This is a genomic window from Croceibacterium segetis, assembly GCF_011320115.1.
In the GTDB taxonomy this organism is placed as follows: domain Bacteria; phylum Pseudomonadota; class Alphaproteobacteria; order Sphingomonadales; family Sphingomonadaceae; genus Croceibacterium_B; species Croceibacterium_B segetis.
The window spans coordinates 105139-126922 of sequence record NZ_JAANOZ010000001.1; the positions used below are offsets into that span (position 1 = coordinate 105139).

The 21784-nt window shown below is 68.2% G+C and carries 27 protein-coding genes; 12 read left to right on the top strand and 15 right to left on the bottom strand.

The window, feature by feature from the left end:
- Nucleotides 1-2 precede the first annotated feature (2 nt).
- Complete coding sequence (locus G7B69_RS00510; protein WP_166174963.1) at nucleotides 3-527, top strand: L,D-transpeptidase family protein; 525 nt, start codon at nucleotides 3-5, stop codon at nucleotides 525-527.
- Here G7B69_RS00510 and G7B69_RS00515 read toward each other — a convergent pair.
- The 4 genes from G7B69_RS00515 to G7B69_RS00530 are packed head-to-tail and all read right to left on the bottom strand — an operon-like array spanning nucleotide 517 to nucleotide 2692.
- Nucleotides 517-897: a DUF6768 family protein gene (locus tag G7B69_RS00515; RefSeq protein ID WP_166174965.1), complete on the bottom strand. Its 381-nt coding sequence runs from the start codon at nucleotides 895-897 to the stop codon at nucleotides 517-519. The two genes, G7B69_RS00510 and G7B69_RS00515, sit on opposite strands and share 11 nt — an antisense overlap.
- 2 nt (nucleotides 898-899) lie before the next feature.
- Nucleotides 900-1454, bottom strand: a complete 555-nt coding sequence (locus G7B69_RS00520; protein WP_166174967.1) for an RNA polymerase sigma factor — start codon at nucleotides 1452-1454, stop codon at nucleotides 900-902.
- A 58-nt stretch (nucleotides 1455-1512) separates the two neighbouring features.
- Nucleotides 1513-2328, bottom strand: coding sequence for an arylamine N-acetyltransferase family protein (locus G7B69_RS00525; RefSeq protein ID WP_166174969.1), 816 nt, complete (start codon nucleotides 2326-2328; stop codon nucleotides 1513-1515).
- On the bottom strand, nucleotides 2321-2692 hold the full coding sequence (locus G7B69_RS00530) for a VOC family protein (RefSeq protein WP_166174971.1): 372 nt from the start codon (nucleotides 2690-2692) through the stop codon (nucleotides 2321-2323). Before G7B69_RS00530 ends, G7B69_RS00525 begins: the two co-directional genes overlap by 8 nt.
- Before the next feature lie 138 nt (nucleotides 2693-2830).
- On the opposite strand from G7B69_RS00530, the gene soxR reads away from it, so the two are divergent.
- From soxR to G7B69_RS00545, 3 genes are all read left to right on the top strand, one after another.
- A complete protein-coding gene (soxR, locus tag G7B69_RS00535; protein WP_423717732.1) occupies nucleotides 2831-3286 on the top strand; it encodes a redox-sensitive transcriptional activator SoxR in 456 nt (151 codons plus the stop codon).
- A 3-nt stretch (nucleotides 3287-3289) separates the two neighbouring features.
- Complete coding sequence (locus tag G7B69_RS00540) at nucleotides 3290-3964, top strand: spermine/spermidine synthase domain-containing protein (RefSeq protein WP_166174973.1); 675 nt, start codon at nucleotides 3290-3292, stop codon at nucleotides 3962-3964.
- Between the two features lie 80 nt (nucleotides 3965-4044).
- The gene (locus G7B69_RS00545) at nucleotides 4045-4440 is read left to right on the top strand and encodes an energy transducer TonB (RefSeq protein WP_166174975.1); all 396 of its coding nucleotides are present in this window, start codon (nucleotides 4045-4047) and stop codon (nucleotides 4438-4440) included.
- Nucleotides 4441-4451: 11 nt separating this feature from the next.
- Here the strand turns inward: G7B69_RS00545 and G7B69_RS00550 are convergent, their stop codons facing one another.
- The 4 genes from G7B69_RS00550 to G7B69_RS00565 form a co-directional block, all read right to left on the bottom strand.
- Nucleotides 4452-7877 carry an AAA family ATPase gene (locus G7B69_RS00550; RefSeq protein ID WP_166174977.1) on the bottom strand — a complete coding sequence of 1142 codons (3426 nt, stop codon included), beginning with the start codon at nucleotides 7875-7877 and terminating at the stop codon, nucleotides 4452-4454.
- A gap of 25 nt (nucleotides 7878-7902) precedes the next feature.
- Nucleotides 7903-8658, bottom strand: coding sequence for a thioredoxin domain-containing protein (locus G7B69_RS00555; protein ID WP_166174979.1), 756 nt, complete (start codon nucleotides 8656-8658; stop codon nucleotides 7903-7905).
- Nucleotides 8659-8751: 93 nt separating this feature from the next.
- Nucleotides 8752-9423, bottom strand: coding sequence for a DsbA family protein (locus tag G7B69_RS00560; RefSeq protein ID WP_166174981.1), 672 nt, complete (start codon nucleotides 9421-9423; stop codon nucleotides 8752-8754).
- A complete protein-coding gene (locus G7B69_RS00565; RefSeq protein WP_166174983.1) occupies nucleotides 9420-9974 on the bottom strand; it encodes a DUF721 domain-containing protein in 555 nt (184 codons plus the stop codon). The genes G7B69_RS00560 and G7B69_RS00565 overlap by 4 nt, the downstream gene beginning before the upstream one ends.
- 14 nt (nucleotides 9975-9988) lie before the next feature.
- Between G7B69_RS00565 and G7B69_RS00570 the strand changes: the two genes are divergently transcribed.
- The 4 genes from G7B69_RS00570 (at nucleotide 9989) to G7B69_RS00585 (ending at nucleotide 12763) form a co-directional block, all read left to right on the top strand.
- A complete protein-coding gene (locus G7B69_RS00570; RefSeq protein ID WP_166174985.1) occupies nucleotides 9989-11035 on the top strand; it encodes an A/G-specific adenine glycosylase in 1047 nt (348 codons plus the stop codon).
- Nucleotides 11036-11205: 170 nt separating this feature from the next.
- Nucleotides 11206-11886, top strand: coding sequence for a guanitoxin biosynthesis heme-dependent pre-guanitoxin N-hydroxylase GntA (gene gntA / locus G7B69_RS00575; protein ID WP_166174987.1), 681 nt, complete (start codon nucleotides 11206-11208; stop codon nucleotides 11884-11886).
- Complete coding sequence (locus G7B69_RS00580) at nucleotides 11856-12482, top strand: DUF1989 domain-containing protein (RefSeq protein ID WP_166174989.1); 627 nt, start codon at nucleotides 11856-11858, stop codon at nucleotides 12480-12482. Before gntA ends, G7B69_RS00580 begins: the two co-directional genes overlap by 31 nt.
- A complete protein-coding gene (locus tag G7B69_RS00585; RefSeq protein WP_166174991.1) occupies nucleotides 12479-12763 on the top strand; it encodes a hypothetical protein in 285 nt (94 codons plus the stop codon). Before G7B69_RS00580 ends, G7B69_RS00585 begins: the two co-directional genes overlap by 4 nt.
- Before the next feature lie 70 nt (nucleotides 12764-12833).
- Here G7B69_RS00585 and G7B69_RS00590 read toward each other — a convergent pair whose 3' ends face one another.
- Complete coding sequence (locus G7B69_RS00590) at nucleotides 12834-13055, bottom strand: hypothetical protein (RefSeq protein WP_166174993.1); 222 nt, start codon at nucleotides 13053-13055, stop codon at nucleotides 12834-12836.
- A 107-nt stretch (nucleotides 13056-13162) separates the two neighbouring features.
- Between G7B69_RS00590 and G7B69_RS00595 the strand changes: the two genes are divergently transcribed.
- From G7B69_RS00595 to G7B69_RS00605, 3 genes are read left to right on the top strand one after another with little or no spacing between them, the layout of a single operon-like run.
- Nucleotides 13163-14488, top strand: a complete 1326-nt coding sequence (locus G7B69_RS00595) for a serine hydrolase domain-containing protein (protein WP_166174995.1) — start codon at nucleotides 13163-13165, stop codon at nucleotides 14486-14488.
- The gene (gene nudC, locus G7B69_RS00600) at nucleotides 14485-15369 is read left to right on the top strand and encodes an NAD(+) diphosphatase (RefSeq protein WP_166174997.1); all 885 of its coding nucleotides are present in this window, start codon (nucleotides 14485-14487) and stop codon (nucleotides 15367-15369) included. Before G7B69_RS00595 ends, nudC begins: the two co-directional genes overlap by 4 nt.
- Complete coding sequence (locus tag G7B69_RS00605) at nucleotides 15362-16045, top strand: DsbA family oxidoreductase (protein ID WP_166174999.1); 684 nt, start codon at nucleotides 15362-15364, stop codon at nucleotides 16043-16045. Before nudC ends, G7B69_RS00605 begins: the two co-directional genes overlap by 8 nt.
- Here the strand turns inward: G7B69_RS00605 and G7B69_RS00610 are convergent.
- Entirely contained in the window at nucleotides 16042-16434 is a 393-nt protein-coding gene (locus G7B69_RS00610; protein ID WP_166175468.1) for a DUF1489 family protein, read from the bottom strand. The genes G7B69_RS00605 and G7B69_RS00610 overlap by 4 nt on opposite strands.
- Before the next feature lie 237 nt (nucleotides 16435-16671).
- Nucleotides 16672-18117 (bottom strand): magnesium transporter, encoded by a 1446-nt coding sequence (mgtE, locus tag G7B69_RS00615; protein WP_166175001.1) that lies wholly within the window; start codon nucleotides 18115-18117, stop codon nucleotides 16672-16674.
- 96 nt (nucleotides 18118-18213) lie between these two features.
- Between mgtE and G7B69_RS00620 the strand changes: the two genes are divergently transcribed.
- Nucleotides 18214-18678 carry a peptidylprolyl isomerase gene (locus tag G7B69_RS00620; RefSeq protein WP_166175003.1) on the top strand — a complete coding sequence of 155 codons (465 nt, stop codon included), beginning with the start codon at nucleotides 18214-18216 and terminating at the stop codon, nucleotides 18676-18678.
- Between the two features lie 52 nt (nucleotides 18679-18730).
- Here the strand turns inward: G7B69_RS00620 and G7B69_RS00625 are convergent, their stop codons facing one another.
- From G7B69_RS00625 to G7B69_RS00640, 4 genes are all read right to left on the bottom strand, one after another.
- A complete protein-coding gene (locus G7B69_RS00625) occupies nucleotides 18731-19243 on the bottom strand; it encodes a hypothetical protein (RefSeq protein WP_166175005.1) in 513 nt (170 codons plus the stop codon).
- A gap of 12 nt (nucleotides 19244-19255) precedes the next feature.
- Nucleotides 19256-19789, bottom strand: a complete 534-nt coding sequence (locus G7B69_RS00630; RefSeq protein ID WP_166175007.1) for a DUF6644 family protein — start codon at nucleotides 19787-19789, stop codon at nucleotides 19256-19258.
- A 118-nt stretch (nucleotides 19790-19907) separates the two neighbouring features.
- Nucleotides 19908-20792, bottom strand: a complete 885-nt coding sequence (locus tag G7B69_RS00635) for a LysR substrate-binding domain-containing protein (protein WP_166175009.1) — start codon at nucleotides 20790-20792, stop codon at nucleotides 19908-19910.
- A 49-nt stretch (nucleotides 20793-20841) separates the two neighbouring features.
- Nucleotides 20842-21777, bottom strand: a complete 936-nt coding sequence (locus G7B69_RS00640; protein ID WP_166175011.1) for a hemolysin family protein — start codon at nucleotides 21775-21777, stop codon at nucleotides 20842-20844.
- Nucleotides 21778-21784: the final 7 nt, after the last annotated feature.

Sequence of the window (21784 nt, forward strand, 5' to 3'; positions counted from 1 at the left end):
CGGTGAAGCGCGCCGCATACCCGCTGCTGTTTCTGGTGGCGGGATGCAGCACGCCGAAGCTTGCTCTTCCTCCGTCGCCGGTCGCCGAACGGGTCCCGAACCGAGCCGCCGAGGTCGACTCCGTCCTGGTCGACAAGTCCGACCGGACGCTGACGCTCTTCAGCCGCGGCGTCCCGCTCAAGTCTTACGCCGGCTTGCAGCTCGGCGATGCGCCGGACGGTCCGAAGCATTTCGAAGGCGACGAGCGGACCCCGGAAGGACGCTACACCGTGGATTATCGCAACCCGCGCAGCGCCTATCACCTGAGCCTGCACATCTCCTACCCGAATGCCGCCGACCGGGCCTACGCTGCCGCGCGCGGCCGGAGCCCGGGCGGCGAGATCTTCATCCACGGCCAGCCGAACGCGCTCGCCCAAGGGCGGATGCAGGGCGACTGGACCGACGGTTGCATCTCCGTTTCGAACGCCGAGATCGAGGAGCTGTGGCGGGCAGTGCCCGACGGCACGGCGATCGAGATCAGGCCCTAGGTTCGCCGCCTTCCAGCATCGCCACCTGAACTTGCAGGCGCTTCACCTCGCGCAGGATGGTGAGCATGTTCATCCGGCTGAAGAACCAGTCCTTGGTGAATCCCTGAGCCAGCAGCAGCGCAAGCGTGGCGACAGCCCAGAGGATCAGTTCGCGCGTGCCGGTCGCGGTCAGCAATTGCCAGATCGCCGCGATCATCGCCGCGCCGAGCACGAACGACATGAAAGCCACGAGTCTGGCCCAACGGCCCATCGGACCGGTCAGGCTGTCGCCGACCTGGCGCCAGAAGCCGCGATCGGTTTCGAGCTGCGCAAGGAAAGCCTTGTCGTCGGCATCGAGTACGTCGCGGATGCGTTCGTCGATTGCGGTCATTGTCATTCTCCTTCGAGCGCCGCTTTCAGGCGGCGGCGGGCATGGAACAGCCGGGACTTGGCGGTGCCCACCGGCACCTGCTGAACCTCGGCGATCTCGGCGAGGGTCAGACCCTCGACGAAGAACAGTTGCGCGGCGAGCCGTTGCTCGGCGGGCAGGGCGGCGAAGGCCCCGACCAGCGCCAGCGCCTCGTCGGGAGCGGGCTGTACCGGGGCCTCGACTTCGCCCATGGCGATCGAGCGCCGGGCCTGCGCCCGCCGGATGGCGTCGGCGCAGCGCCGATGGAGGATGCCGAAGGCCCACGGCGCGAAGCGCGCCGGATCGCGCAGCGAGCCGATGCCGCGCAGGATCGAAATCCACGCCTCCTGCACTACACCCGGCGCCATCTCCGCGCCGACGAGCCGCCGTGCGGTGCGCAACAGCCGCGGATGCCAGCGCCGGACGAGCCGCTCGCCCGCGGCGCGGTCGCCGCCCTGGACGAGAGTGACAAGCAGCTCGTCGAACCGCCGCCCGGCATCGCCTCCCGTTCCTCGCGCCGGAGCTTGCATCCCCATCATGCCGTACAGTCGCGCGAAGGCGGCGAATTGTTCAATCGCTCATCAGCCGCCCGCGGCCTCAGGCCGCAGCTTCGAACAGCTCGGCGTGGCGTGCGAGGATCCGCGGCCAGACCTCTCGGGCGCGCGGTTCGTCGATCCCGAAGCGCGTCGCCAGCGTTTCGACGAACTCGTCGGCGTCCGCCACCGTGTGCGTCGTCGTGCCGCCGGGTCCGCGCTCGGTCAGCACGCGGCCGCGAAGGATCAGCTGGCTGTCGTGGTGCCGCTTCATCGCAACGGAATTGAGCGTGAAATTCGACATCGGATGCGTGGCTTGCCAGTCGCGCTTGGCGGTGAGCAGCGCCTCGTCGGCCGGCTCGGCGCGGAAGTCGTAGCTGAAGGGTGTTTCGGCGCGTTCGGTGAAGCGCCAGTAGCCGTCCTCGGTCTGCTCCAGCGAGACGGTGTATGGCGCGTGCTCGCGCGCGTCTGCCGCGAGCGGAAGGGGCTCGAGCAGGCTGCCGCCGAAGCCGGCGTCGCACAACCATCGGCCGTCGCAGTCGACCATCAGCGCGAGATGGGTGCCCATCCGTTCCTCGCCGCCGTCCTGCCGCATCACTCCGCACGACAGGCGCGTGACATCGAAGCCGATCGCCTGCAGCGCCGCCCCGAGCAGCCCGTTCATCTCGTAGCACCAGCCGCCGCGGCGGCGCTCGACCAGTTTCTCGAAGATCGCGTCGGGCTCGAGGCTCGGCACCTCGCCGAGCTGGACATCGAGAGCCTCGAACGGGATCGCGGTCACGTGCGCGCGGTGCACCGAACGCAGCGTGCCAAGGTCCGGCCGCACGTTCCAGGCGTGCCCGATCCGCTCGAGATAGCGCGCCAGCTCACCGTCATTCATAGCTGACCACCTCGAATTCGATCCCGTCCCAGTCGAAGAAATAGAACCTGCGGCCCGGTTCGTAGTCGGCGTGATTGAAGGTTTCCAGCCCTGCATCGAGCACCACCCGCTCCGCCGCGTCGAGATCGTCGACCACCAGGCCGACGTGGTTCAGCGGCGTGCCCTTGGCGTAGCGACCGTGCGGCTGGCGATCGGTGTAGAGCGCCAGGTAAGCGCGGTCGTCGCCGACATGGATCGTCTCACCGCCGTTCATCGCCTCCCCGCGCCAGCGCTCGCGCCAACCCAGCAGCTTCTGGAAGAATTGCGACGAACGCTCGATGTCGTTCACCGTCAGATTTGCATGTTCTATCGTGCCCCTGTGCATAACCGCTCCTTCGTTCGTGGACCCTGAAGAAACCCGACCCATCCTTGACCGGCAGGGAGCAGGGCGAATCAATCGCTTGCTTATCCTGCAACCTCAAGCTAACTTGAGGTCAAGCGTAAAATGGGGTCGGAGAGGGAAATGCCGGCAATCACCAAGGACGACGTCATTCCCATCGGCACGCTCGCCGCGCGCACCGGTGTCGCGGTCTCGGCGATCCGCTTTTACGAGGACAAGGGACTGATCCATGCCGTCCGCACGGGCGGCAACCAGCGGCGTTTCCTGCGCTCCGACATTCGCCGGGTGAGCTTCATCCTCATCGCCCAGCGCCTCGGCCTCGCGCTGGCCGAGATCGAGGAGCAGCTCGCCACCTTGCCCGAAGGGCGCACGCCGAACGTGCGCGACTGGCAGAAGATCAGCCATTCGATGCGCGCCGCGATCGACGACAAGATCAAGCTGCTCACCCGCACCCGCGCCAAGCTCGACGAATGCATCGGCTGCGGGTGCCTGTCGCTCCAAAAATGCCAGTTGTACAACCGCGACGACAAGATGGGCGCCGCGGGAGCGACCGGCCCGCGCCTGGTGCTCGACACCTAGCGGATGGAGCCGCTCGAACTGCTCGCCACGGCCACGGCCACGGCGCCGGACGGCGAGGAACTGCGCCTGATGCGCCGCGGCGGCGATTTCATGATCGTCCTCGACCGCAACGAGCTGATGAACAGCCGCATGAGCGGCTCGGAAGAAGCGCTGGCGACGATGGCCGTCGAGCGCCTGCCGGGCCGCGAGGCGGCGCGTTTCCTGATCGGCGGCTACGGCATGGGCTTCACGCTGCGCGCGGCGCTGAGCGCGCTCGGCCCGCAGGCGAAGCTGACCGTGGCCGAACTGGTGCCCGAGATCATCGAGTGGGCACGCGGGCCGATGGCAGGGTTGGCCGCCGGCTGCCTCGACGATCCGCGCGTCCATGTCGTGCTTGACGACGTGGCCGAACTGGTCGCTCGCGGGCGCGGGGCTTACGACGCGATCCTGCTCGACGTCGACAACGGCCCCGACGGCTTGGTGCGCGACGCCAACGACCGCCTCTACACCCCTGCCGGCCTCGCCGCCGCCAAGGCCGCGCTCAAGCCGGGCGGCGTGCTCGCGGTATGGAGCGCCGCCCCGGACAAGGCGTTCGCCGCGCGCCTGCGCAGGGCCGGCTTCGAAGTCGACGAAGTCACCGTCCGCGCGAGGAGCAACGGCAAGGGCCCGCGGCACACGATCTGGTTTGCGCGGCGGTAGCAAAAGCTGGGCCAATGGCGCTATTCGGTGATCGAGCCGATCAAGGATTGCGACTCATGGCTGCGGGAGGCGATCACCGTATGAGACTTACTCTGGCGAAACTGCCTGTTTCGCTCCTCGCCGCGATCGCCTGCGCTGCGCCGGGGCTGGCCGCCGGCCCGCCCTGGCAGCCGGTGAGAGATTTCGGCGGCGCCACCTTGCTGAATGAGCGAGACCTGGAGAGCTGGACGATGCGCCGGCTCGATGAGCCGCTGATGCCGGTCCGCGGCCAGACGATTGTCGCCTTCGACATCGACGCAACGGGCCGGGCAGCCAATTGCCTGGTCGAAAAGTCGAGCGGCAATCGCGCGCTCGACGGGGTGCTGTGCCCTATTCTCGAAAGGCGGGCGAAGTTCTCGCCGGCTCACTCGGCGGACGGGATGCCCATCGCGGTAAAGGGCCGGCTCAGTATCCAGCTGTGGCCGACAGGCAACTAGCGCGAGCTGCCTTACTCCGCCGCCAGCAGCTCCTCAGCCCCGCCCAGATCGACGCTGACCAGCCGCGAAACGCCCTTCTCGACCATCGTCACGCCGAACAGGCGGTGCATGCGGCTCATCGTCACGGCGTTGTGGGTGACGATCAGGTAGCGGGTCTGGGTTTCGGCGACCATCGCGTCGAGCAGGTCGCAGAACCGGTCGATGTTGGCGTCGTCGAGCGGGGCGTCGACTTCGTCGAGCACGCAGATCGGCGCGGGGTTGGTGAGGAACAGCGCGAAGATCAGCGCGATCGCGGTCAGCGCCTGCTCGCCGCCCGATAGCAGCGTGAGCGACTGCAGGCGCTTGCCGGGCGGCTGGGCGAAGATTTCGAGGCCGGCTTCGAGTGGGTCGTCGCTGTCGACCAGCGCGAGATGCGCCTGGCCGCCTTCGAACAGGCGGGTGAACAGGCGGCGGAAATGGCCGTCGACCGCTTCGAAGGCCGCCTTGAGGCGCTCGCGGCCTTCGCGGTTGAGGCTGCCGATCGAGCCGCGCAACCGGTTGACCGCTTCGGCCAGCTCGGCCTGCTCGGCGACGCTGCTGCCGTGCTCTTCCTCGAGCTTGGCGAGCTCGTCGGCGGCGACGAGGTTGACCGGGCCGATCCGCTCGCGGCTGGCGAGCAGGCGGTCCATTTCCTCGCTCTCGGCGTGCGAGTCCTGCACCTTGGCGTCGTCGAACCCGTAGCGTTCGCCGAGCAGCGGCGGCGGGCACTGGAAGCGTTCGCCGGAGATGCGCGCCATTTCCTCGCGGCGCTGTTCCTCGTTCTCGGCGCGCGCGGCGGCGCCGGCGCGATGCTCGCGGGCCGTCGCCAGCGTTTCGGCGGCTTCGGCCAGGGCAGCTTCGGCGGACTTCATCTGGCCGGCCACTTCGTTTACCGCCGCTTCGGCCACGGCCAGTTCCTCGCCCAGGCGCGCGCGGGTGGCGTCGCCTTGCTCGATTTCGCGCAACAGGCCCTCGGGTTTGGCGGCGGTGACCGCGCGCTCCTCGGCGATCTCCTCGAACCGGCGGTCCATGTCGGCGAGGCGGCGGGCGGCGTCGCCGGCGCGCATTTCCCAACCGCGCATGTCGGCGCGCTGGGCCGACGAGCGCTCGCGCGCCACTGCCAGCGCCTGGTCGTGCGCGGCCAGTTCGGCGAGCGCGGCCTGGAGCCCGGTGCGGGCGGCTTCGTGGCGGGCTTGGGCGGCGCCCAGGGTGGCGCGGCCGCTCTCGGGATCGGGCAGCGCGGCGCGCTTGTCCTCGGCGGCCTTGATCTCGATTTCGGCCTGCGCGCGCTGCTCGGCGAGGTCCCTGGCGGCAGCTTCAAGCTGCTCGATCCGCGAGGCCAGGCGTTCGCGCGCCGCCTCGGCCTGGTCGACCGCCCGCAAGGCCTGGCGTTCGGCTTCGGAGGCTTGCGCCACCTCGCGCTCGGCGGCGACCAGCTCGCGCTGCAGCGCCGACAGCGCTTCGTGCACTTCGGAGTGGACCGCATCCGCGGCCATCGACGCCTCGCGCAGAGCCGGCAGCTCCTTTTCGAGGTCGGCGAAGCGATTCTCCGCCTCGAGCCGCGCCGCTTCCGCCGCGCCTTCGCCGCGGGCGATGAAGCCGTCCCAGCGGCGGAGCGCGCCCGAGCGGGTGACCAGCCACTCGCCCGGCTTGAGCGCGCGCCCGTCGTCGCTCTCGGCGACGTGCACCAGTGCCAGCCGCGCGACCAGTTCGGGCGGGCAATGCGGCACGTGGTCGGCGAGGCTGTCGGCCACCTTTGCGGGTGCTGCCGATCCGGTCCAGAACCGTCCCTCGCTGCCTTGCTCGGGCAAGCCCAGCGGCGCCTTGGCATCGCGGCCGAGAACTGCCGCCAGCGCCCGCTCGTAGCCTTTCTCAGCGCTCACCTTGTCGAGCGCTGCGGGCAGGCCGTGGCGGTTCGCGGCCTGCCTGGCGCGGGCCTCGCGGTCGCGGGCGAGGGCGCCGTATTCGCGCTCGACGCCGGCCAGCTCGGCGCGCGCCGAAGATAGCGCGCTGGATGCTTCGTCGCGCTTTTCGGCGAGCGTTTCCTTGCGGGCCTGCATCGATTCGAGGTCGGCGCGCTTGCGGGTCAGCAGGGTGCCGGCATCGGCGGCGGCCGCCTTGGCCTGCGCCAGCGCGGCTTCCGGATCGCCCTGCTGCCTCAGCGCGGCGCGCGCCTCCTCCTGCCGCCGGACTTCGCCGGCGATCCGCTCGAGCCGCGAGCGCGCCTGCGCCAGCTCGGCTTCGGCGACGCGCCACTCGGCTTCGACGCCGGCGTGGTCGGCGGTCGCCTTGGCCAGAGCCAGCTCCGCGGCCCGCGCGGCGCGCTCGGCTTCCTCGGTACGCGCGGCGATCTCGGGCCGGCGGGCTTCCTCGGCGGCGAGCGCTTTCTCGCCCGCCTCCAGCTCGGCCTGCAGCCGCTTGAGCGCCTCGGAGGCATCGCCGGTCAGCCGGTCGGCATCGCCGCGATCGGCTTCGAGCTGGGCCTTTTGCCGGTCGAGATCGGCGAGGCGCTGTTCGGCGGCTTCGAGCTGGTGGGTCAGCGCGGCCATCCGGTGTCCGTGGGCGCTGGCGTCGTCGCGCCGGTCGGCGAGCTTGTCGCGCGCATCGGCGAGCTTCTCCGCCAACGTAGCCTGTGCCTTCTGCGCGGCGTCCGCCAATTGCTTCGCCGCTTCGACCCGTGCCTCGGCAGTCCGCGCCTGCTCGCGCGCGGCGTCCGCAGCGCTCGCGGCGTCGCGCCAGCGGGCAAACAGCAGCCGCGCCTCGGCGACGCGGATCTGGTCGCTGAGCGCCTTGTACCGCTCGGCCTGCTTGGCCTGCCGCCGCAGGCTGGCGATCTGCGCGTCGAGCCCGGCCATCAGGTCCTCGAGCCGGGCGAGGTTGGCCTCGGTCTGCTTGAGCTTGCCCTCGGCGTCGCGGCGGCGGACATGCAGGCCGGCGATCCCGGCCGCCTCTTCGAGCATCATCCGCCGCTCGGCCGGCTTGGCGGCGATCACCGCGGCGATCTTGCCCTGGCTGACGAGGGCGGGGCTGTGCGCTCCGGTGGCCGCGTCGGCGAACACCAGCGCCACGTCCTTGGCGCGCACGTCGCGGCCGTTGACGCGGTAGGCGCTGCCCGCGCCGCGCTCGATCCGGCGGGTGACCTCGATCTCCTCGCCTTCGCCATCGGAGGCGTGCAGCACGACCTCGGCGAAGTCGCGCGGCGGGCGCTGCGTGGTGCCCGCGAAGATTACATCGTCCATCCCACCCGAGCGCAGCGACTTGGGCGAGTTCTCGCCCATCACCCAGCGGATCGCTTCGAGCAGGTTGGACTTGCCGCAGCCGTTGGGGCCGACGACCCCGGTCAGCCCCGGCTCGATGCGCAGCTCGGCGGGCTCGACGAAACTCTTGAAGCCCGAGAGGCGGAGCTTGCGGAAGAGCATGCCTGTCGAGCCCCGCTCCGGCGCCTTACCTGGCGCCTGCGTTCTGCAGGATCGGCTCGACCTCTTTCCACTCGGACGCTTCGAGGGTCGCGCCGTTGAGCATCAGCGTGGGCGTCTGGTTGACGCCCTCGTCGCTCCACTTCTGGCCTTCCTTGGCGACCTTCTCGGCTGCCGAGGTGTCGGCGAGACAGGCGTGCGCCTGGTCCTTCGAGAGGCCGCGCGCGGCGAACCAGTCGGTCAGCCCGAAGGCGTCGGCCAGCGCGGGAAAGCGCTGCGCGGGCGGCAGCTGCGAAGCCGCCTGCGCCTGGGCGTTGCCCGCCTCGGCGCGAGTCATGAGCGCCGGCTGATCGGTGTAGATCTGTTCGACCAGCGGGAAATAGGCCGATGGATCGACGCAGCGCACCATCACCGTCAGCGGCACGTCGATGATGCCGTGGATCGGGAAGCTGCGGAATTCGTAGCTCACCCGCCCGCTGTTGACGTACTTGTCGACCAGCGTCTTCATCCCGTCGTTCGCGAATTTGGCGCAGTGCGGGCACGACAGCGAGCCATACTCGACGAGCTTGAGCGGCGCGTTGGGATTGCCCATCCGCATGCCGCCTTCGGGCGTGGCCGAGACGACGTCGGACCACATCTGGCCGGCGGGGGCGGGGACCGCCGCGACCGGCTGCCCGGTCGGCGCGGCGCCGGGCGCGGCGTCGTCCTTCGATCCGCAGGCGGCGAGCGCGAGGGCGAGGGGGGCGGCGAGGGTGGCGAGGGCGAGCGAGCGAAGCACGGTCATGGTCAGGTTCCCGTCGATGGGCGGATGGAAAGGCTAGCGGAGCGCGCGCGGCGATCAAACCGCGTTAACCCCGCCGATGTCCGTTTTGCACAGTTAGGACGCGAGCGCCTTCTGCAGCTCGTCCCAGGAGTGCGCGTCGAGCGTCTTGCCGTTGAGGACGAAGCTCGGTGTGCTGTTCACGCCGTATTTGTCGGCAGCGGCGTTTGCTTCGTCGAACAGCGCCCGGACCTTCTTGGTGTCGTTGAAGCAGGCATCGACTTGCGCCCGCGTATAGCCGCGGGTCTCCATCATGTCGTAGAAGCCGGCGTCGCCGGCCACCGCGCGCATCCGTTCAGGGATTGTCCCCTCGTACCAGCGTTCCTGCTGCGCCCGGCTGGTCTTCTGCAGCTTGCCGATCCAGGTATCCTGCTGGCTGAAAAACATGTCGTGGTTGCCGAAGAACTTCTTCGGATCGCCGCATTCGGCGAGGATCACCGCGGCATAGTCGGCCGGATCGCGGATCACGTGGCGGACCTCGACGGAGATCTTGCCCGGCTGCACCAGGGTCAGCTTGATCGGCCCGTCGGCTTCCTTGAAGAAATGGCCGCAATGCGGACAGGTATAGCTGACGAACTCCATCAGCTTGGTCGGCGCGGCGGGGTTGCCGATGCGGTGCCCGCCGGGAGTGACGGCGGTGGTCGTCAGCCAGTTTCGGCCCTTGGCCGTGGCGCCGATCACCAGCGGCGCGGCCGCCAGAAGCACCGCGGCGAATACCAGTTTCTTCATCCCTGTTCGTCCTCCTGCCCGTTGCCCAGGCTGCGGGCGAGCGATTCGAGCACCGTACGCAGCTCCGGATCGCCGATATCCCGCAAGCTGTCGCCGAGTTCCATCGGGATCGGCCTCAGCGACGGCGGCGCCTTGGGGCGCTCCTCACCACGCGGAGGCTTAACCTCGCCTTGCCGCATCTTCACCCGCGCGACCGCCTTGTAGCCGAAGAAGCGGTTTACCCGCTCCATGATCTCCGGAATCACGTGCTGGATCAGCGGCGCGTGCGCCGGGAGCACGACCAGCTGGAGGATCCCCTCGCTCTTCTCGCCCGGCGGGAAGCGGATCGATTCGGGCATGCACACTTGCGCATGGTGCTCGCCGACGATTTCCGGCCAGCGCGTGACGACCGAACTCTGCACGAAGCCGAAGCGGCGGAAGGCGGCACGGCCGATCTGCGGCATCAGGTCGGCGATCGGCTTGGCCGGCCCGCCGCGCGGGCGTTCCCACGCTTTAGGCTTCTTCGCCTTTGCCGGCTTGGGCTCGTCCCGTTCCATGATCGGCGCCGCCATGCCATAGCCACGGCGTGACCGCCAGCCGCGCCATCTCCGAAAAGCTCCTCGAATGGTACGACCGCAATGCGCGGGCGCTGCCGTGGCGCGTGCCGCCCGGCGCCGGCGACATCGGCAGCGCGGCCGATCCCTATCGGGTGTGGCTGTCCGAGGTCATGCTGCAGCAGACGACGACCGCGCACGCCGCGCCCTATTTCTCGGCGTTCCTCGAACGCTGGCCGACGGTCGAGGCGCTCGCCGCCGCGCCCGAGGCAGACGTCATGGCCGCCTGGGCCGGTCTCGGTTACTACTCGCGGGCCCGCAACCTCATCGCCTGCGCCCGCGCCGTGGCTGAAATGGGCGGCTTTCCCGACGACGAGGCGGAATTGCGCAAGCTGCCCGGTCTCGGCGCCTATACCGCCGCGGCGGTGGCGGCGATCGCCTTCGGCAAGCGCGCGGTGGTGGTCGACGCCAATGTCGAGCGGGTGGTCGCGCGGTTGTTCGCCATCGGCGAGCCGCTGCCGGGAGGGAAGGCGCCGATCCGCGCGGCCGCCGAGGCGATCACCCCGCACGCGCGTGCCGGCGACTTCGCGCAAGGCATGATGGACCTCGGCGCGACGATCTGCACCCCGCGCGATCCGAAATGCCTGCTGTGCCCGCTTACCGCCGATTGCACCGGTCGGGCGACCGGCGATCCGGCGCGCTTTCCGGTCAAGGCCGCCAGGAAAATTCGTCCCACCCGTGTCGGCACGGCCTTCTGGATCGAACGCGACGGCAAGGTCTGGCTCGTCCGACGGCCCGGAAAGGGCATGCTCGGCGGCATGCGCGCGCTGCCCGACGACGGCTGGAGCGCCCGCGCCGACGGCTCGGGCGACGCTCCGCTGCCCGGCTCGTGGCGCGCCGGCGGCGTGGTGCGGCACGGCTTCACGCACTTCGATATCGAGCTGGGACTGGCGATCTATGCCGGCGACAAGTGGCGCGAGCTCAAGGGCGAGGGCGAATGGTGGCCGCTCGCCGTGCTCGAGGCGGCCGGGCTGCCGACGCTGTTCGCCAAGGCGGCAAGGCTGGCGCTGGCGAGTTAGGCTCGTAATGTCCGCCTTGGGTGGAATGCGGACATTCCGCTTCTTGGTCGCACCCTCTGAGAGCGTTCGTTCCGCTTTGGCACCAGCCCGACCGTATACCAACGCACAGCTTAGGAACCGTCACAGGACAGCGCCGTTACCGTGTTCCATCAGGAAGTTATGGGCTCATCATGCTGATCGACGAACGAACTGCCCGGATCGGGCGGGAAGAGTTGCACGCCATGATCGCCGACCCGGGATTTCCCTGCGTCGGCGCCAAGTCGGCACTGGCGCGCGGGACCCTCAAGGAATTGGTATGCCACTCGCTGGTAAGCGGGTGGGACGACGTGAGGATCCATTCCGAGCTGCTCGAATGGGTGCGGGAATACCGTCGCGATCCGACTGGCCTGCGCAGCCTGGCGGTGGTTTTTGACGGTCCCGAAGGCCTGTCGGAGGAGAGGTTCGAGACCGCGATGTGGGAGCGCATCCAGTCGCTCGCCGACAAGGACGACTGGCGCGGCCAACACTACGACGAGCGGGTCAGCCCAGACCCTTCCGATCCCCATTTTTCACTGAGTTTCGGTGGCGAGGCGTTCTTTGTCGTCGGGCTCCATCCTAACGCCTCGCGACCGGCGCGCCGGTTTCCGCGTCCGACGCTGGTGTTCAACCTCCACGACCAGTTCGAACGTTTGCGCGAGGCAGGCAGCTACGAAAAGATGCGCGAGCGGATTCTCGAGCGCGATGTCGAGCTTGCTGGCGACGTCAATCCCATGCTGGCGCGCCACGGCGACGCGAGCGAGGCGCGCCAATATAGCGGTCGGCTAGTCGGGTCGGATTGGCTATGCCCCTTCCGCGATCCGCGGGCGGAGTGAGCGTCATCGAGATTCCGCCGCGGAGTGGCGCCGCCTTCACGCTGGGCAAGGGTCAGGTGCTGCGGGTGATCGATCCCGAAGGCCGGCAGGTGTCCGACCTGCTCGCCTACAACGTGGCCGATGTGCGCGAAGCCATCTCGAACGGCCGCACTTTCGACTACGAAGAGACAATTGCGCTCACCGCGGGCCATCGTTTGTGGTCGAACCGCTCCAATCCCATGCTTTCCATCGTCGAAGACACCGTCGGGCGCCACGACTTCCTGCTCACTCCATGCAGCGAGGCGACCTTCCGCCATTTCTATCCCGAGCACCCGGTGCACCCCGGCTGCTTCGGCAACCTCGCCGAGGCATTGGCGCCCTATGGGGTCGAGGCGGACATGATTCCGTGCGCTTTCAACCTGTTTATGAACGTGCCCGTGACGCCAGACGGCCGGCTACGCGTCGATCCACCCATGAGCAGGCCCGGTGATTACATCCGCCTGCGCGCGGAAATGGACCTCGTCGTCGGGCTGACCGCTTGCTCGGCGTACGCATCGAACGGCGGCAGTTTCAAACCAATCCATTACCAGCTGGAAGACCAAGGGGTTGCATCATGAAAAGCCTTTACGGCCGCTGGTTCGATCTTGGCCTCGATGCCTGGACGCTCGGGATTGAGTCGTCGGCGGTCATTGCTTTACGGACGACGAATGCCGCCATGGGCGGAGACGCCGACGGGCGCGAGGCTCGCCGCATGATCCAAGAGAAAGTGAGCGCAGCCATCGAACTTCAGTCGGCTTTGCTGCTCGGCGGTCTCGGAACCGATCCCGCCACCGCAGCCAAGAGGGTCATCCGGTCCTACACCCGAAAGGTGCGTGCCAACCGCCGCCGGTTGACTTAGCCTTGGCACGGTTGTCCGCCGCCGGTCAGCCCAATGTCGGCAATGGGTCGAGCGCGGACCTTGCCCGGCGCTAGAAAATCCCGCCCCCGAGCGAGAGCCGCACCACCGCGATAGCGAACACGATCAAGCAGAAGTTGCGCCCGCCGTTGCTGCGCGAGAGCGCGCCGATGCCGGCGCCGATCACGGCGATGGGCAGGACGAACCAGTTGGCCCAACCGAGCAGCGGGATGGTTGCGGGGATCGCCAGTAGCAGGGCGACGATGCCGATCAGGATCGAGATGACGTTGAGCATGTGTATTACATGGGCAGCACGGCGCGCCTGTGCAAGCCCGGCTTTATCTGTTTGCCACGGCCGCTAAGGTGCGGTTCACGCTGCAGGACCGACGGGGAGCGACGCCGATGAACTTACCAGCCTTCGATCCACGACTCACGCGCAGGCAGTTGCTCGGCGGTGCCGCGGCGGCGGGCGCCGTCACCGCGTTCGGCGCGGTCCCGGCACTGGCCCAGACGGGCTTCGGCTGGCCCAACGTGACCAGGCTGATCGAAAGCTACGTCAACGATCGCAAGGTTTCCGGCATGGTCGCCGCGCTCGCCTTCGGCCGGCGCGATCCGGTGTTCATCGCCCGCGGGGTCGACACTTTCGCCCGGCCACGGCTGTCCGACGCCGACAGCATCTACCGCATCTATTCGATGACCAAGCCGATCACCGGCATGGCGGCGATGATGCTGATCGACGAGGGCAAGCTCGGGCTCGACCAGCCGCTTTACGAGATCCTTCCGGCCTTCAAGGACATGAAGGTGCAGAAGGTCTACGACGGCCCGATCACCGCCGACAATCTCGAGCCGGCGATCCGCCCGATCACCATCCGCCAGCTGCTCACCCACACTTCGGGCCTCGGCTACGGGATCGTCCAGCGGGGGCCGATCAGGGAGGCCTTCCAGGACCGCGGCGTGGTCCCGGGGCTGGTCACGCGGCTGCAGACCCTGCCGGTGTTCCGCGGCACCGCGGTGCCGAGCCTCAAGCTGTTCGCCGACCGTCTTGCCGAGTTCCCGCTGGTCTACCAGCCGGGCACGCGCTGGTCCTATTCGATGGGCGCCGACCTGATGGGCCGGGTGATCGAGGTGGTCTCGGGGCAGAAGTTCGATGACTTCCTGCAGCACCGCTTCTTCGATCCGCTGGAGATGGGCGACACCCATTTCCAGGTCCCGCGTAACGATGCCGACCGCATGACCACCAGCTACTTTCTCGCCGATGGCACGCTCATCCCGATCGATCTCGGCAGCGATTCGGTGTTCATGGACCCGCCGCCGTTCCCCTTCGGCGGCTCGGGCCTCGCCAGCACGCCGCGCGATTACGACAAGTTTCTGCACATGCTTGCCAGTCACGGCTCGTTCGAGGGCAAGGAGGTCATGAGCGAGGCCGCGGTGAGGATGGGGACCTCGAACCTGCTGCCCGCTACCGTCCAGCCGGATCCCAATCCCAGGGGTCTCGGGCTCGACCTGTCGAAGTACGGCTTCGGTGCGTTCGGGCGGGTCGGCAAGGGCTCGCTGGCGAGCATCTACGGCTGGGCCGGCGCCGCCGGTACGGTCGGCTTCGTCGACACGCGCACCGGGCTGCGCGCCGGGCTGTTCACCCAGTACATGCCTTCTGAAGCCTATCCGCTGATCGACGAATTCCCGGCGGCGATTCTCGCCGACATCCCGAGCCTGCTCGGCGGCGCATGAGCCGAAGGCCGCTCGCTTTCGCCGGGCACCCGCTCGACCGCGCGGACCCGATCCGCTCCGACGCCGCGCGGCTGGCCGAGCTGGCGCATGGCGAGGCGCGGCTGCTGCGCCTCGACGGGCTGATCCCCCGGCTGGGCGAGGACCAGCGGCTGCAATGGGGCAAGCTGGGCGAGGCCAATGGCGCGGAAGTGGTCTTCCTCGGCCTGCTCGAGGGCGAGCCGATGTTCGCCGCGGTGCCGACCGAAGGCGATCCCGATCCCGCCTACACCCGCCGCGAAACCTTCGCCGCGCTCGCCGTCCTCCCGCACGACGAGCTGGCGCTTTACGGCGGCGCGCGCAGCCTGCTCGACTGGCACGCGCGGCATCGCTTCTGCCCGCAATGCGGCGGCGCGACCGTGCTCGCCAAGGGCGGCTGGCAGCGCGACTGCACGAGCTGCGGCGCGCAGCAGTTCCCGCGCACCGACCCGGTGACGATCATGCTGGTCGAGCATGAAGGACGTGTGCTGCTCGGGCGCAACGCGCGCTTTCCCGGGCGCAGCTATTCGGCGCTCGCCGGGTTCGTCGAGCCGGGCGAGACGATCGAGGAAGCGGTCGCCCGCGAGGTGTTCGAGGAAGCCGGCGTGCGCGTGCGCGACGTGAGCTACATCACCAGCCAGCCGTGGCCGTTCCCCTCGCAGCTGATGATCGCCTGCCACGCGCATGCCGACGACGACGCGCTCACGCTCGACCCGGCGGAGATCGAGGACGCGCAGTGGTTCACCCGCGAACAGGTGGTCGAGGCGTTCGAAAAAGGGCATGACAGTCCGACTTTCGTGCCCCCTTTTCCTTTGGCGGTGGCGCACCACATGCTCCGCTGGTGGCTGGAGAAAGACGATGGTTAAGCCTGCGATCGACGTGCAGATCTGGTCGGACGTGAATTGCCCGTGGTGCGCGATCGGCTACAGCCAATACGCCAAGGCGCTCGAACAGATCGGCGGCGAGTTGGACGTGGTCACCCGCTGGATGCCCTTCGAGCTCAATCCCGACGCGCCGCCCGAAGGCAAGGACCAGGCGCAGCACATCGCCGAAGTCTATGGCCGCTCGCCCGAGCAGGTCGCAGAAATGCGCGAGCAGCTCAACGCGAAGGCGCGCGCGGCTGGCTTTCCGATGGAGTGGGCCGGTGAGGGCGAGCCGCCCCCGGCGATGATGTGGAACACATTCGAGGCGCACAAGCTGCTGCGCTGGGCGCTGGCGGTGCATGGTCCCGAGGCGCAGACCCGGCTCAAGGTCGCTCTGCTCAAGGCGCATTTCCAGCAGCGTCGGCCGATCGGCGAGCGCGAAACCCTGCTCGACGTCGCCGCCGAGCAGGGCTTCGACCGTGCCGAAGCCGCCGCCGCGCTAGACGAGGAAGCCCTCGCCATCGCCACGCGGATGGAGGAGAAGCGCGGGCTGGAGATGGGCATCAACTCGGTTCCGAGTTTCATCGTCAACGGCCGTTACCTGATCCCCGGCGCCCAGGAGCCGGAGGTTTATGCCGCCACATTGCGGCGAGTGGCGGAGATGGCGGAGGCGGGTTAGTCGAGTCCCAGCGCGGCGAGCTTGCGGATCAGCTTGCCCGGCAGCGCGTCGCCGGCTTGCTCGCCTTCGGCGAGGTCGGGCGGGGCCATCCGGTCGGTCAGGTAGCGCCAGCCCTGGTGGGCGCGCTTGGCCTTGGGGTGGACCAGGATCAGCTTCGGCGCGAGGCGGATCGTCCAGCGGCGATCCTCGCGCTGTTCGAAGCCGAGAATCTCGCTGCGGGCGACGATTGCGTGCTCGAGGATCCAGTAGAGCGAGCCGCCGACCATCTCCTCGTGCCGCTTGGGGCAATAGCGCGTGGTCATCAGCGCCTCGGGGCCCGCCTCGACCCACGCGCGAAGGTTTTCGAGCGTGCCCGATCGGTAGGCGATCTTGGTCATGTGGAGCGGCATGCACGCGAGATAGGGCAATTCCAACATTCGGCAAGGCAGGCGCCGAAACCGCTTTCCTACAACGGTTTGGCCGTGCCACGCTCCGCGAGGTTCTTTGCCATTGTCGGACACCAGCGGCGCCCTCCGGCGCGAAATCAGTTGGAGACCTGTCACCCTGTCGGGAGCAGCCTAGTATTTGAAATATAGGGATATTTGGTCAAGCCTCTGGGTGACAGGGTCCGTAAAGTGTCACCCGGCTCAGGGCACCAGCCCGGTCGCCACGGCAAGGCCGAGGAAGACCAGGAAGCCCATCGAATCGGTCGTCATGGTGACGAAGATCGACGAGGCGATCGCCGGGTCGGTGTCGAAGCGGTCGAGCGTCAGCGGCACGAGCACACCGGCGAATCCGGCGATGAGAATGTTGGTCAGCATGGCCAGGCCGATCACGAGGCCCAGGTGCCAGTCGAGGGAGATCGGCGCCCAGTTGTGCCACTCGCCGAAGATCAGGCTGACCACGGTGCCGATCACCAGGGCGACGCTGACGCCGTTCAGAAGCGCGATCGACATCTCGCGGCGCACCGCGCGCCAGGTGTTGCTGCTGGTCAGCTGGTTGGTGGCGAGCGCGCGGACGGTGACGGCGAGCGTCTGCGTGCCGGCGTTGCCGCCGATCCCGGCGACGATCGGCATCAGCACCGCCAGGGTCACCAGCTGGGCGATGACGTTCTCGAAGCGCGAGATCACGAACGAGGCGACCGAGGCGGTGACGAGGTTGGCGATGAGCCAGCGGACCCGCGCGACATAGGCATCGCGGATCGGTTCGTTGATGTCGCCTTCGCCCGCGCCGGACAGCAGCATCACGTCCTCGCCGGCTTCCTCGGAGATGATGTGGACGATGTCGTCGACCGTCAGCTGGCCGACGAGCCGGCCGCTCTCGTCGACCACGGCGGCGGAAATCAGGCCGTACTTCTGGAACCGCAGCGCGACCTCTTCCTGGTCCATCCCGACCGGGATCAGCGTCTGGTCGCGCTTCATCACGTCGCTCAGCGCGACGGCGCGCGGGGTCCGCAGGATCCAGCTCAGCGCGCAGGTGCCGACCGGCTTGTGCAGCGCGTCGACGACGAAGACTTCCCAGAACTCGGTCGGCAGCTCGTCGTGCTCGCGCATGTAGTCGATCACGTCGCCGACGCTCATGTGCTCGGGCACCGCGACGAACTCGCGCTGCATCAGGCGGCCGGCGGTCTCTTCCGGATAGGCCAGCGCCCGCTCGATCGCCGCGCGGTCCTCCGGCTCCATCTCGGCGAGGATCGCCAGCTGGTCCTCGGGCTCGAGATCCTCGATCAGCTGGACGGCGTCGTCGGTGTCGAGCTGCTCGGCGATGTCCGCGACCGCTTCCGGCGGCAGCGCTTCCATCATGTCCTCGCGAACGTAATCGTTGAGCTCGGCGATGACGTCGGCGGTCAGCAGGTCGGTGATGGCCTTGGCGAGCGCCGCGCGGTCCTCGTGGCCGAGCAGCTCGAACAAGTCGGCGATGTCGGCCGGGTGGAGCGGCTCGACCAGCTCGTAGGCACGGCCCTCGTCGCGAGCTTCGAGGGCGTCCTCGACCGCGCGGACGAATTCGGGCTTCAGCCGGTTCTCCTCGTCGAGCTCGCCCTCCTCGGGCGGGGCGGCGTCGGGCGCCAGCTCGTCGATCTCGGTCTCGGCCATGGCGGCTTCACTATGCCCGTTGAAGGCAAAAGCAAGCGAAGGGTGACATTGCCGGACCGGGGCTTATATCGGCGCCGCAAAAGCAGGAGACTGACCATGGCCGACGACACCCTCACCCTCACCCTCGACACCGGCAACGGCGCGGGCGGCGACGTGGTCATCAAGCTGCGACCGGACCTCGCGCCGGGCCACGTGGCGCGGATCACCGAGCTGACCAAGGAGGGATTCTACGACGGCGTGGTGTTCCACCGGGTGATCCCCGGCTTCATGGCCCAGGGCGGCGATCCGACCGGCACCGGCATGAGCGGCAGCGACAAGCCGGACCTCAAGGCCGAGTTCAACGCCGAACCGCACGTGCGCGGCACCTGCTCGATGGCGCGCACCCAGGTGCCCGACAGCGCCAACAGCCAGTTCTTCATCTGCTTCGACGATGCGCGCTTCCTCGACCGGCAATACACCGTGTGGGGCCAGGTCGTCAGCGGGATGGAGCACGTCGACGCGCTCCCCAAGGGCGAGCCGCCGCGCGAGCCCGGCAAGATCGTCAAGGCGACTGTGGGGTGACGCAAGAAAGGGGGCGCCGAAGCGCCCCCTTCCATTGCCGTCGCCGGCGCCTTCAACCCGCGTAGTAGGTGCCGAGCGTAAAGCCGATCACGCGGCCGCAGAACGGGATCGCCATCCACAGCGCCAGCGACAGCGTCGCCGAGAGCTTGGCGTTGATCGGAATGGCGCCACCGGGAACACCCCAACTGGCGACGTCCTTGCTGAAATAGCGGTGGAACACCGCCATGTTCACCCCCGCGAGCGCCATCAACGCCGTCTTCCAGAGGAAGTACGGATTGGCCATGTAGCTCTGCGCCTTGCTGACGAACAACAGAAGACCGGAAATGACCGCGACGGCGAATGCCACCCAGGTCACCGGCAACGTGTCACGCTCCATCGCGGCGACCGACTTGGTGCCCGAGGTGAGGCCGAGCAGCCGCAGGTCCATCACGGCGATCGCCCCGATCACGGTGACGATGGCGATTACATGGATCGTTTCGATCGTCGGAAACATCCACTCGTTGCCGGCGATGGTGGATCCGAGGCTGGAGTTCTCCAGAGTCGCCCACAGTGAACCGCTTGTCATGACGTGCTCTCCTCAATTCGGTGCGTAAGCGATCCAGCGGCCGCCGGCGATTACCAGGCACCAGAGGATCGTCAGGAAGATGGCGCCGGTGCGCAACGAAGCGTGGCCGCTCGGCGAGACGTCCCAGGTGTCCAGCCGGCCCCGAAGCGAGCGCTGGAACCAGAGCGAACCGACCACCGCAATCAGCAGCAGCGTCATCTTGATCCAGAAAACCGAGTTGACCATGTTGCGAACCGGTTCGCTGATCAGCAGGATCACCCCGCTAGCCACCAGCACGAGCAGCGCCGACCACATCCACGGGCGATAGCGGCGATAGGCGGCTTCGAGGTTCTGGTCGGTGCCGTTGATTCCCAGCACGCGGAAGTTGAGCAGCAAGGTCGAGCCGAACAGCACCGCGATCGACAGGATGTGTATCGTCTGGAACGCCGGGATCGCGTAGAAGTGGCTCTGGAGCCACAGCGCGAACGGCCAATCCGAAACCCACAGCGAAAACTCGACCAAGTGCGTCGTGCGCAGCAACTCGGTCATGTGAAACAGCCAGTCCATCCCTCGTCCCCTGTGACCGGCGGCGGCGCTTCAGGGCGCCGCCTCAACCGGTTTCAGGAACTGAAGATGACTTTGTCCGGCACGAACGGCATTGACGCGGATCAACTAAGCCAAGCGGCTACAATCCCGCATCGATCAGCCAATCGTAGAACATGCGCACCGGGCGGTTCTCAAGGTCCATCGGGCGGCAGACGAACCAGTAGCTGTAGGGGCTCTGGACCTCGACATCGAACAAGTGGGCGAGGCGCGGGTCGCGGGCGCGCTTGAGGTGGTCGTCGTGCATCATCGCGATGCCGAGGCCCTGCGCCGCGGCCTCGAGGATCAGCTGGCCGGAATCGTAATGGTCGATCGCCGCGGGGTGCAGATTGGGCATGCCGATCGCCATCTTCCACGCATCGAAGCTCTGCGGCAGGTCGCTGTGGATCAGGAAAGTCTGCTTCTCGAGCGCCTCGATGCCGGGATTGGAGCCGATTTCCTCGGCCAGTTCGCGGCTGCAGATCGCGTGAACGGTGTTTTGATCGAGCTGAACCGCATGGAAGCCGGGCTCGGGCCTGGTGGTCAGCAGGATCGCCGCATCCAGCGTGTCGCCGACGCGGTCGATCAGGTGCGGCCCGGTGTCGATGTCGATGTGCAGCCGCGGGTGCAGCTTGCGCAACTCGGGCAGGCGCGGGAACAGCCGCTGAGCGCCGAACAGCGGCAGCGTGCCGAGCCGCAGGCGCAGGAGCTGGAGGTTCTCCGACTGGTTCTCGACCGCCGCCGCGAGCGCGTCGAGGTGCGGCTGCACCGCTTCGTAGAACGCGCGTCCTTCGTCGGTCAGCTTCATGGTCTGCCCCGAGCGCGAGAACAGCTTCTTCCCGGTGAAGTCCTCGAGATTGCCGATGCGCCGCGACAGCGCCGACGGGCTCAGCCCAAGCTCCGCCGCGGCCGCCCGCGCCGAGCCGAGGCGGACGGTGCGCATGAACGCTTCGAGCGCGCGCAAGGGGGGGAGTCGGCGGATCGGCATGGGCGGCACTGTTCAGAAATATGCAACTGTGTCGAGGGTGCAAGGGGGCTTATTCGCCGCTCGCGCTCTCGCGCTTCTCCGGGCGGTGCAGGCGCAGGCGCGTGACGTGGGTCTCGTCTCCGGCCGTCACCTCGATGCGCCAGCCGCTCGGGTGCGCCAGCATCGCACCAGGCCGCGGAACTTGCCCGGCGAGGACGAACGCCAGGCCGCCGAGCGTGTCCACCGCTTCCTCGACCTCGGCCAGCCGCGGATCGCCGACGATCCCGGCCACGTCGTCGAGCTCGGCGCGAGCATCGGCGTCCCACATGCCTTCGCCGATCGGCGTGATCAGCTCGACCGGCGCCTCGTCGTGCTCGTCCTCGATGTTGCCGACGATTTCCTCGACCAGGTCCTCGATGGTGATGATCCCGTCGGTGCCCGAGAACTCGTCGACCACGATGGCGAGGTGGATGCGGTGGGCACGCATGTCGGCGAGCACGTCGAGCGCGCCGCGCGCCTGCGGAACGTAGAGCGGCTGGCGCATCAGCACCGTCCAGTCGCCTGGGGGAGCTTCCCCCCGGGCGAGAAACGGGAAGACGTCCTTGACGTGCATCATGCCGATGACCTGGTCGAGCGTGTCGCGGTAGACCGGCAGCCGCGAATGGCCGTGCTCGGCGAACTGTGCGACTACTTCTTCCCAGCTGGCATCGGCTGACAGGGCGACGATTTCGCTGCGCGGGATCGCCACGTCGTCGGCGTCGTGCTCGCTGAAATGGAGCAGGTTGCGCAGCATCTGCAGCTCGAGCGGCGACAGGTCGCCCTTGCCGGGCTCTTCCGAACTGGCGGCCTGCTCGTCCTCGTGCTCGTCGATCGCTTCCTCGAGCTGCGCGCGCAGCGAGGTGTCGGCGTCGCCGTTGTCGAACAGCCGGCGGATGGCCTTGAGCAGGCCGCCGCTACTGTCCGCGTCTCCGGTGACGGAGTCGCCGGGTCTGGAATGGTCGGGCATAGCCCTC

Bases quoted from the DNA above. Each gene is read 5' to 3' on its own strand.
- G7B69_RS00545 (WP_166174975.1), top strand. From the start codon at position 4,045: ATGAGACTTACTCTGGCGAAACTGCCTGTTTCGCTCCTCGCCGCGATC.
- G7B69_RS00555 (WP_166174979.1), bottom strand. From the start codon at position 8,658: ATGACCGTGCTTCGCTCGCTCGCCCTCGCCACCCTCGCCGCCCCCCTC.
- G7B69_RS00640 (WP_166175011.1), bottom strand. From the start codon at position 21,777: ATGCCCGACCATTCCAGACCCGGCGACTCCGTCACCGGAGACGCGGAC.
- G7B69_RS00625 (WP_166175005.1), bottom strand. From the start codon at position 19,243: ATGACAAGCGGTTCACTGTGGGCGACTCTGGAGAACTCCAGCCTCGGA.
- gntA (WP_166174987.1), top strand. From the start codon at position 11,206: ATGCTGATCGACGAACGAACTGCCCGGATCGGGCGGGAAGAGTTGCAC.
- nudC (WP_166174997.1), top strand. From the start codon at position 14,485: ATGAGCCGAAGGCCGCTCGCTTTCGCCGGGCACCCGCTCGACCGCGCG.
- G7B69_RS00620 (WP_166175003.1), top strand. From the start codon at position 18,214: ATGGCCGACGACACCCTCACCCTCACCCTCGACACCGGCAACGGCGCG.
- G7B69_RS00635 (WP_166175009.1), bottom strand. From the start codon at position 20,792: ATGCCGATCCGCCGACTCCCCCCCTTGCGCGCGCTCGAAGCGTTCATG.
- G7B69_RS00520 (WP_166174967.1), bottom strand. From the start codon at position 1,454: ATGATGGGGATGCAAGCTCCGGCGCGAGGAACGGGAGGCGATGCCGGG.
- G7B69_RS00550 (WP_166174977.1), bottom strand. From the start codon at position 7,877: ATGCTCTTCCGCAAGCTCCGCCTCTCGGGCTTCAAGAGTTTCGTCGAG.
- G7B69_RS00605 (WP_166174999.1), top strand. From the start codon at position 15,362: ATGGTTAAGCCTGCGATCGACGTGCAGATCTGGTCGGACGTGAATTGC.
- G7B69_RS00585 (WP_166174991.1), top strand. From the start codon at position 12,479: ATGAAAAGCCTTTACGGCCGCTGGTTCGATCTTGGCCTCGATGCCTGG.
- G7B69_RS00580 (WP_166174989.1), top strand. From the start codon at position 11,856: ATGCCCCTTCCGCGATCCGCGGGCGGAGTGAGCGTCATCGAGATTCCG.
- G7B69_RS00630 (WP_166175007.1), bottom strand. From the start codon at position 19,789: ATGGACTGGCTGTTTCACATGACCGAGTTGCTGCGCACGACGCACTTG.
- G7B69_RS00565 (WP_166174983.1), bottom strand. From the start codon at position 9,974: ATGGCGGCGCCGATCATGGAACGGGACGAGCCCAAGCCGGCAAAGGCG.
- G7B69_RS00560 (WP_166174981.1), bottom strand. From the start codon at position 9,423: ATGAAGAAACTGGTATTCGCCGCGGTGCTTCTGGCGGCCGCGCCGCTG.
- G7B69_RS00515 (WP_166174965.1), bottom strand. From the start codon at position 897: ATGACCGCAATCGACGAACGCATCCGCGACGTACTCGATGCCGACGAC.
- G7B69_RS00530 (WP_166174971.1), bottom strand. From the start codon at position 2,692: ATGCACAGGGGCACGATAGAACATGCAAATCTGACGGTGAACGACATC.
- G7B69_RS00540 (WP_166174973.1), top strand. From the start codon at position 3,290: ATGGAGCCGCTCGAACTGCTCGCCACGGCCACGGCCACGGCGCCGGAC.
- mgtE (WP_166175001.1), bottom strand. From the start codon at position 18,117: ATGGCCGAGACCGAGATCGACGAGCTGGCGCCCGACGCCGCCCCGCCC.
- soxR (WP_423717732.1), top strand. From the start codon at position 2,831: ATGCCGGCAATCACCAAGGACGACGTCATTCCCATCGGCACGCTCGCC.
- G7B69_RS00610 (WP_166175468.1), bottom strand. From the start codon at position 16,434: ATGCCGCTCCACATGACCAAGATCGCCTACCGATCGGGCACGCTCGAA.
- G7B69_RS00590 (WP_166174993.1), bottom strand. From the start codon at position 13,055: ATGCTCAACGTCATCTCGATCCTGATCGGCATCGTCGCCCTGCTACTG.
- G7B69_RS00595 (WP_166174995.1), top strand. From the start codon at position 13,163: ATGAACTTACCAGCCTTCGATCCACGACTCACGCGCAGGCAGTTGCTC.
- G7B69_RS00525 (WP_166174969.1), bottom strand. From the start codon at position 2,328: ATGAATGACGGTGAGCTGGCGCGCTATCTCGAGCGGATCGGGCACGCC.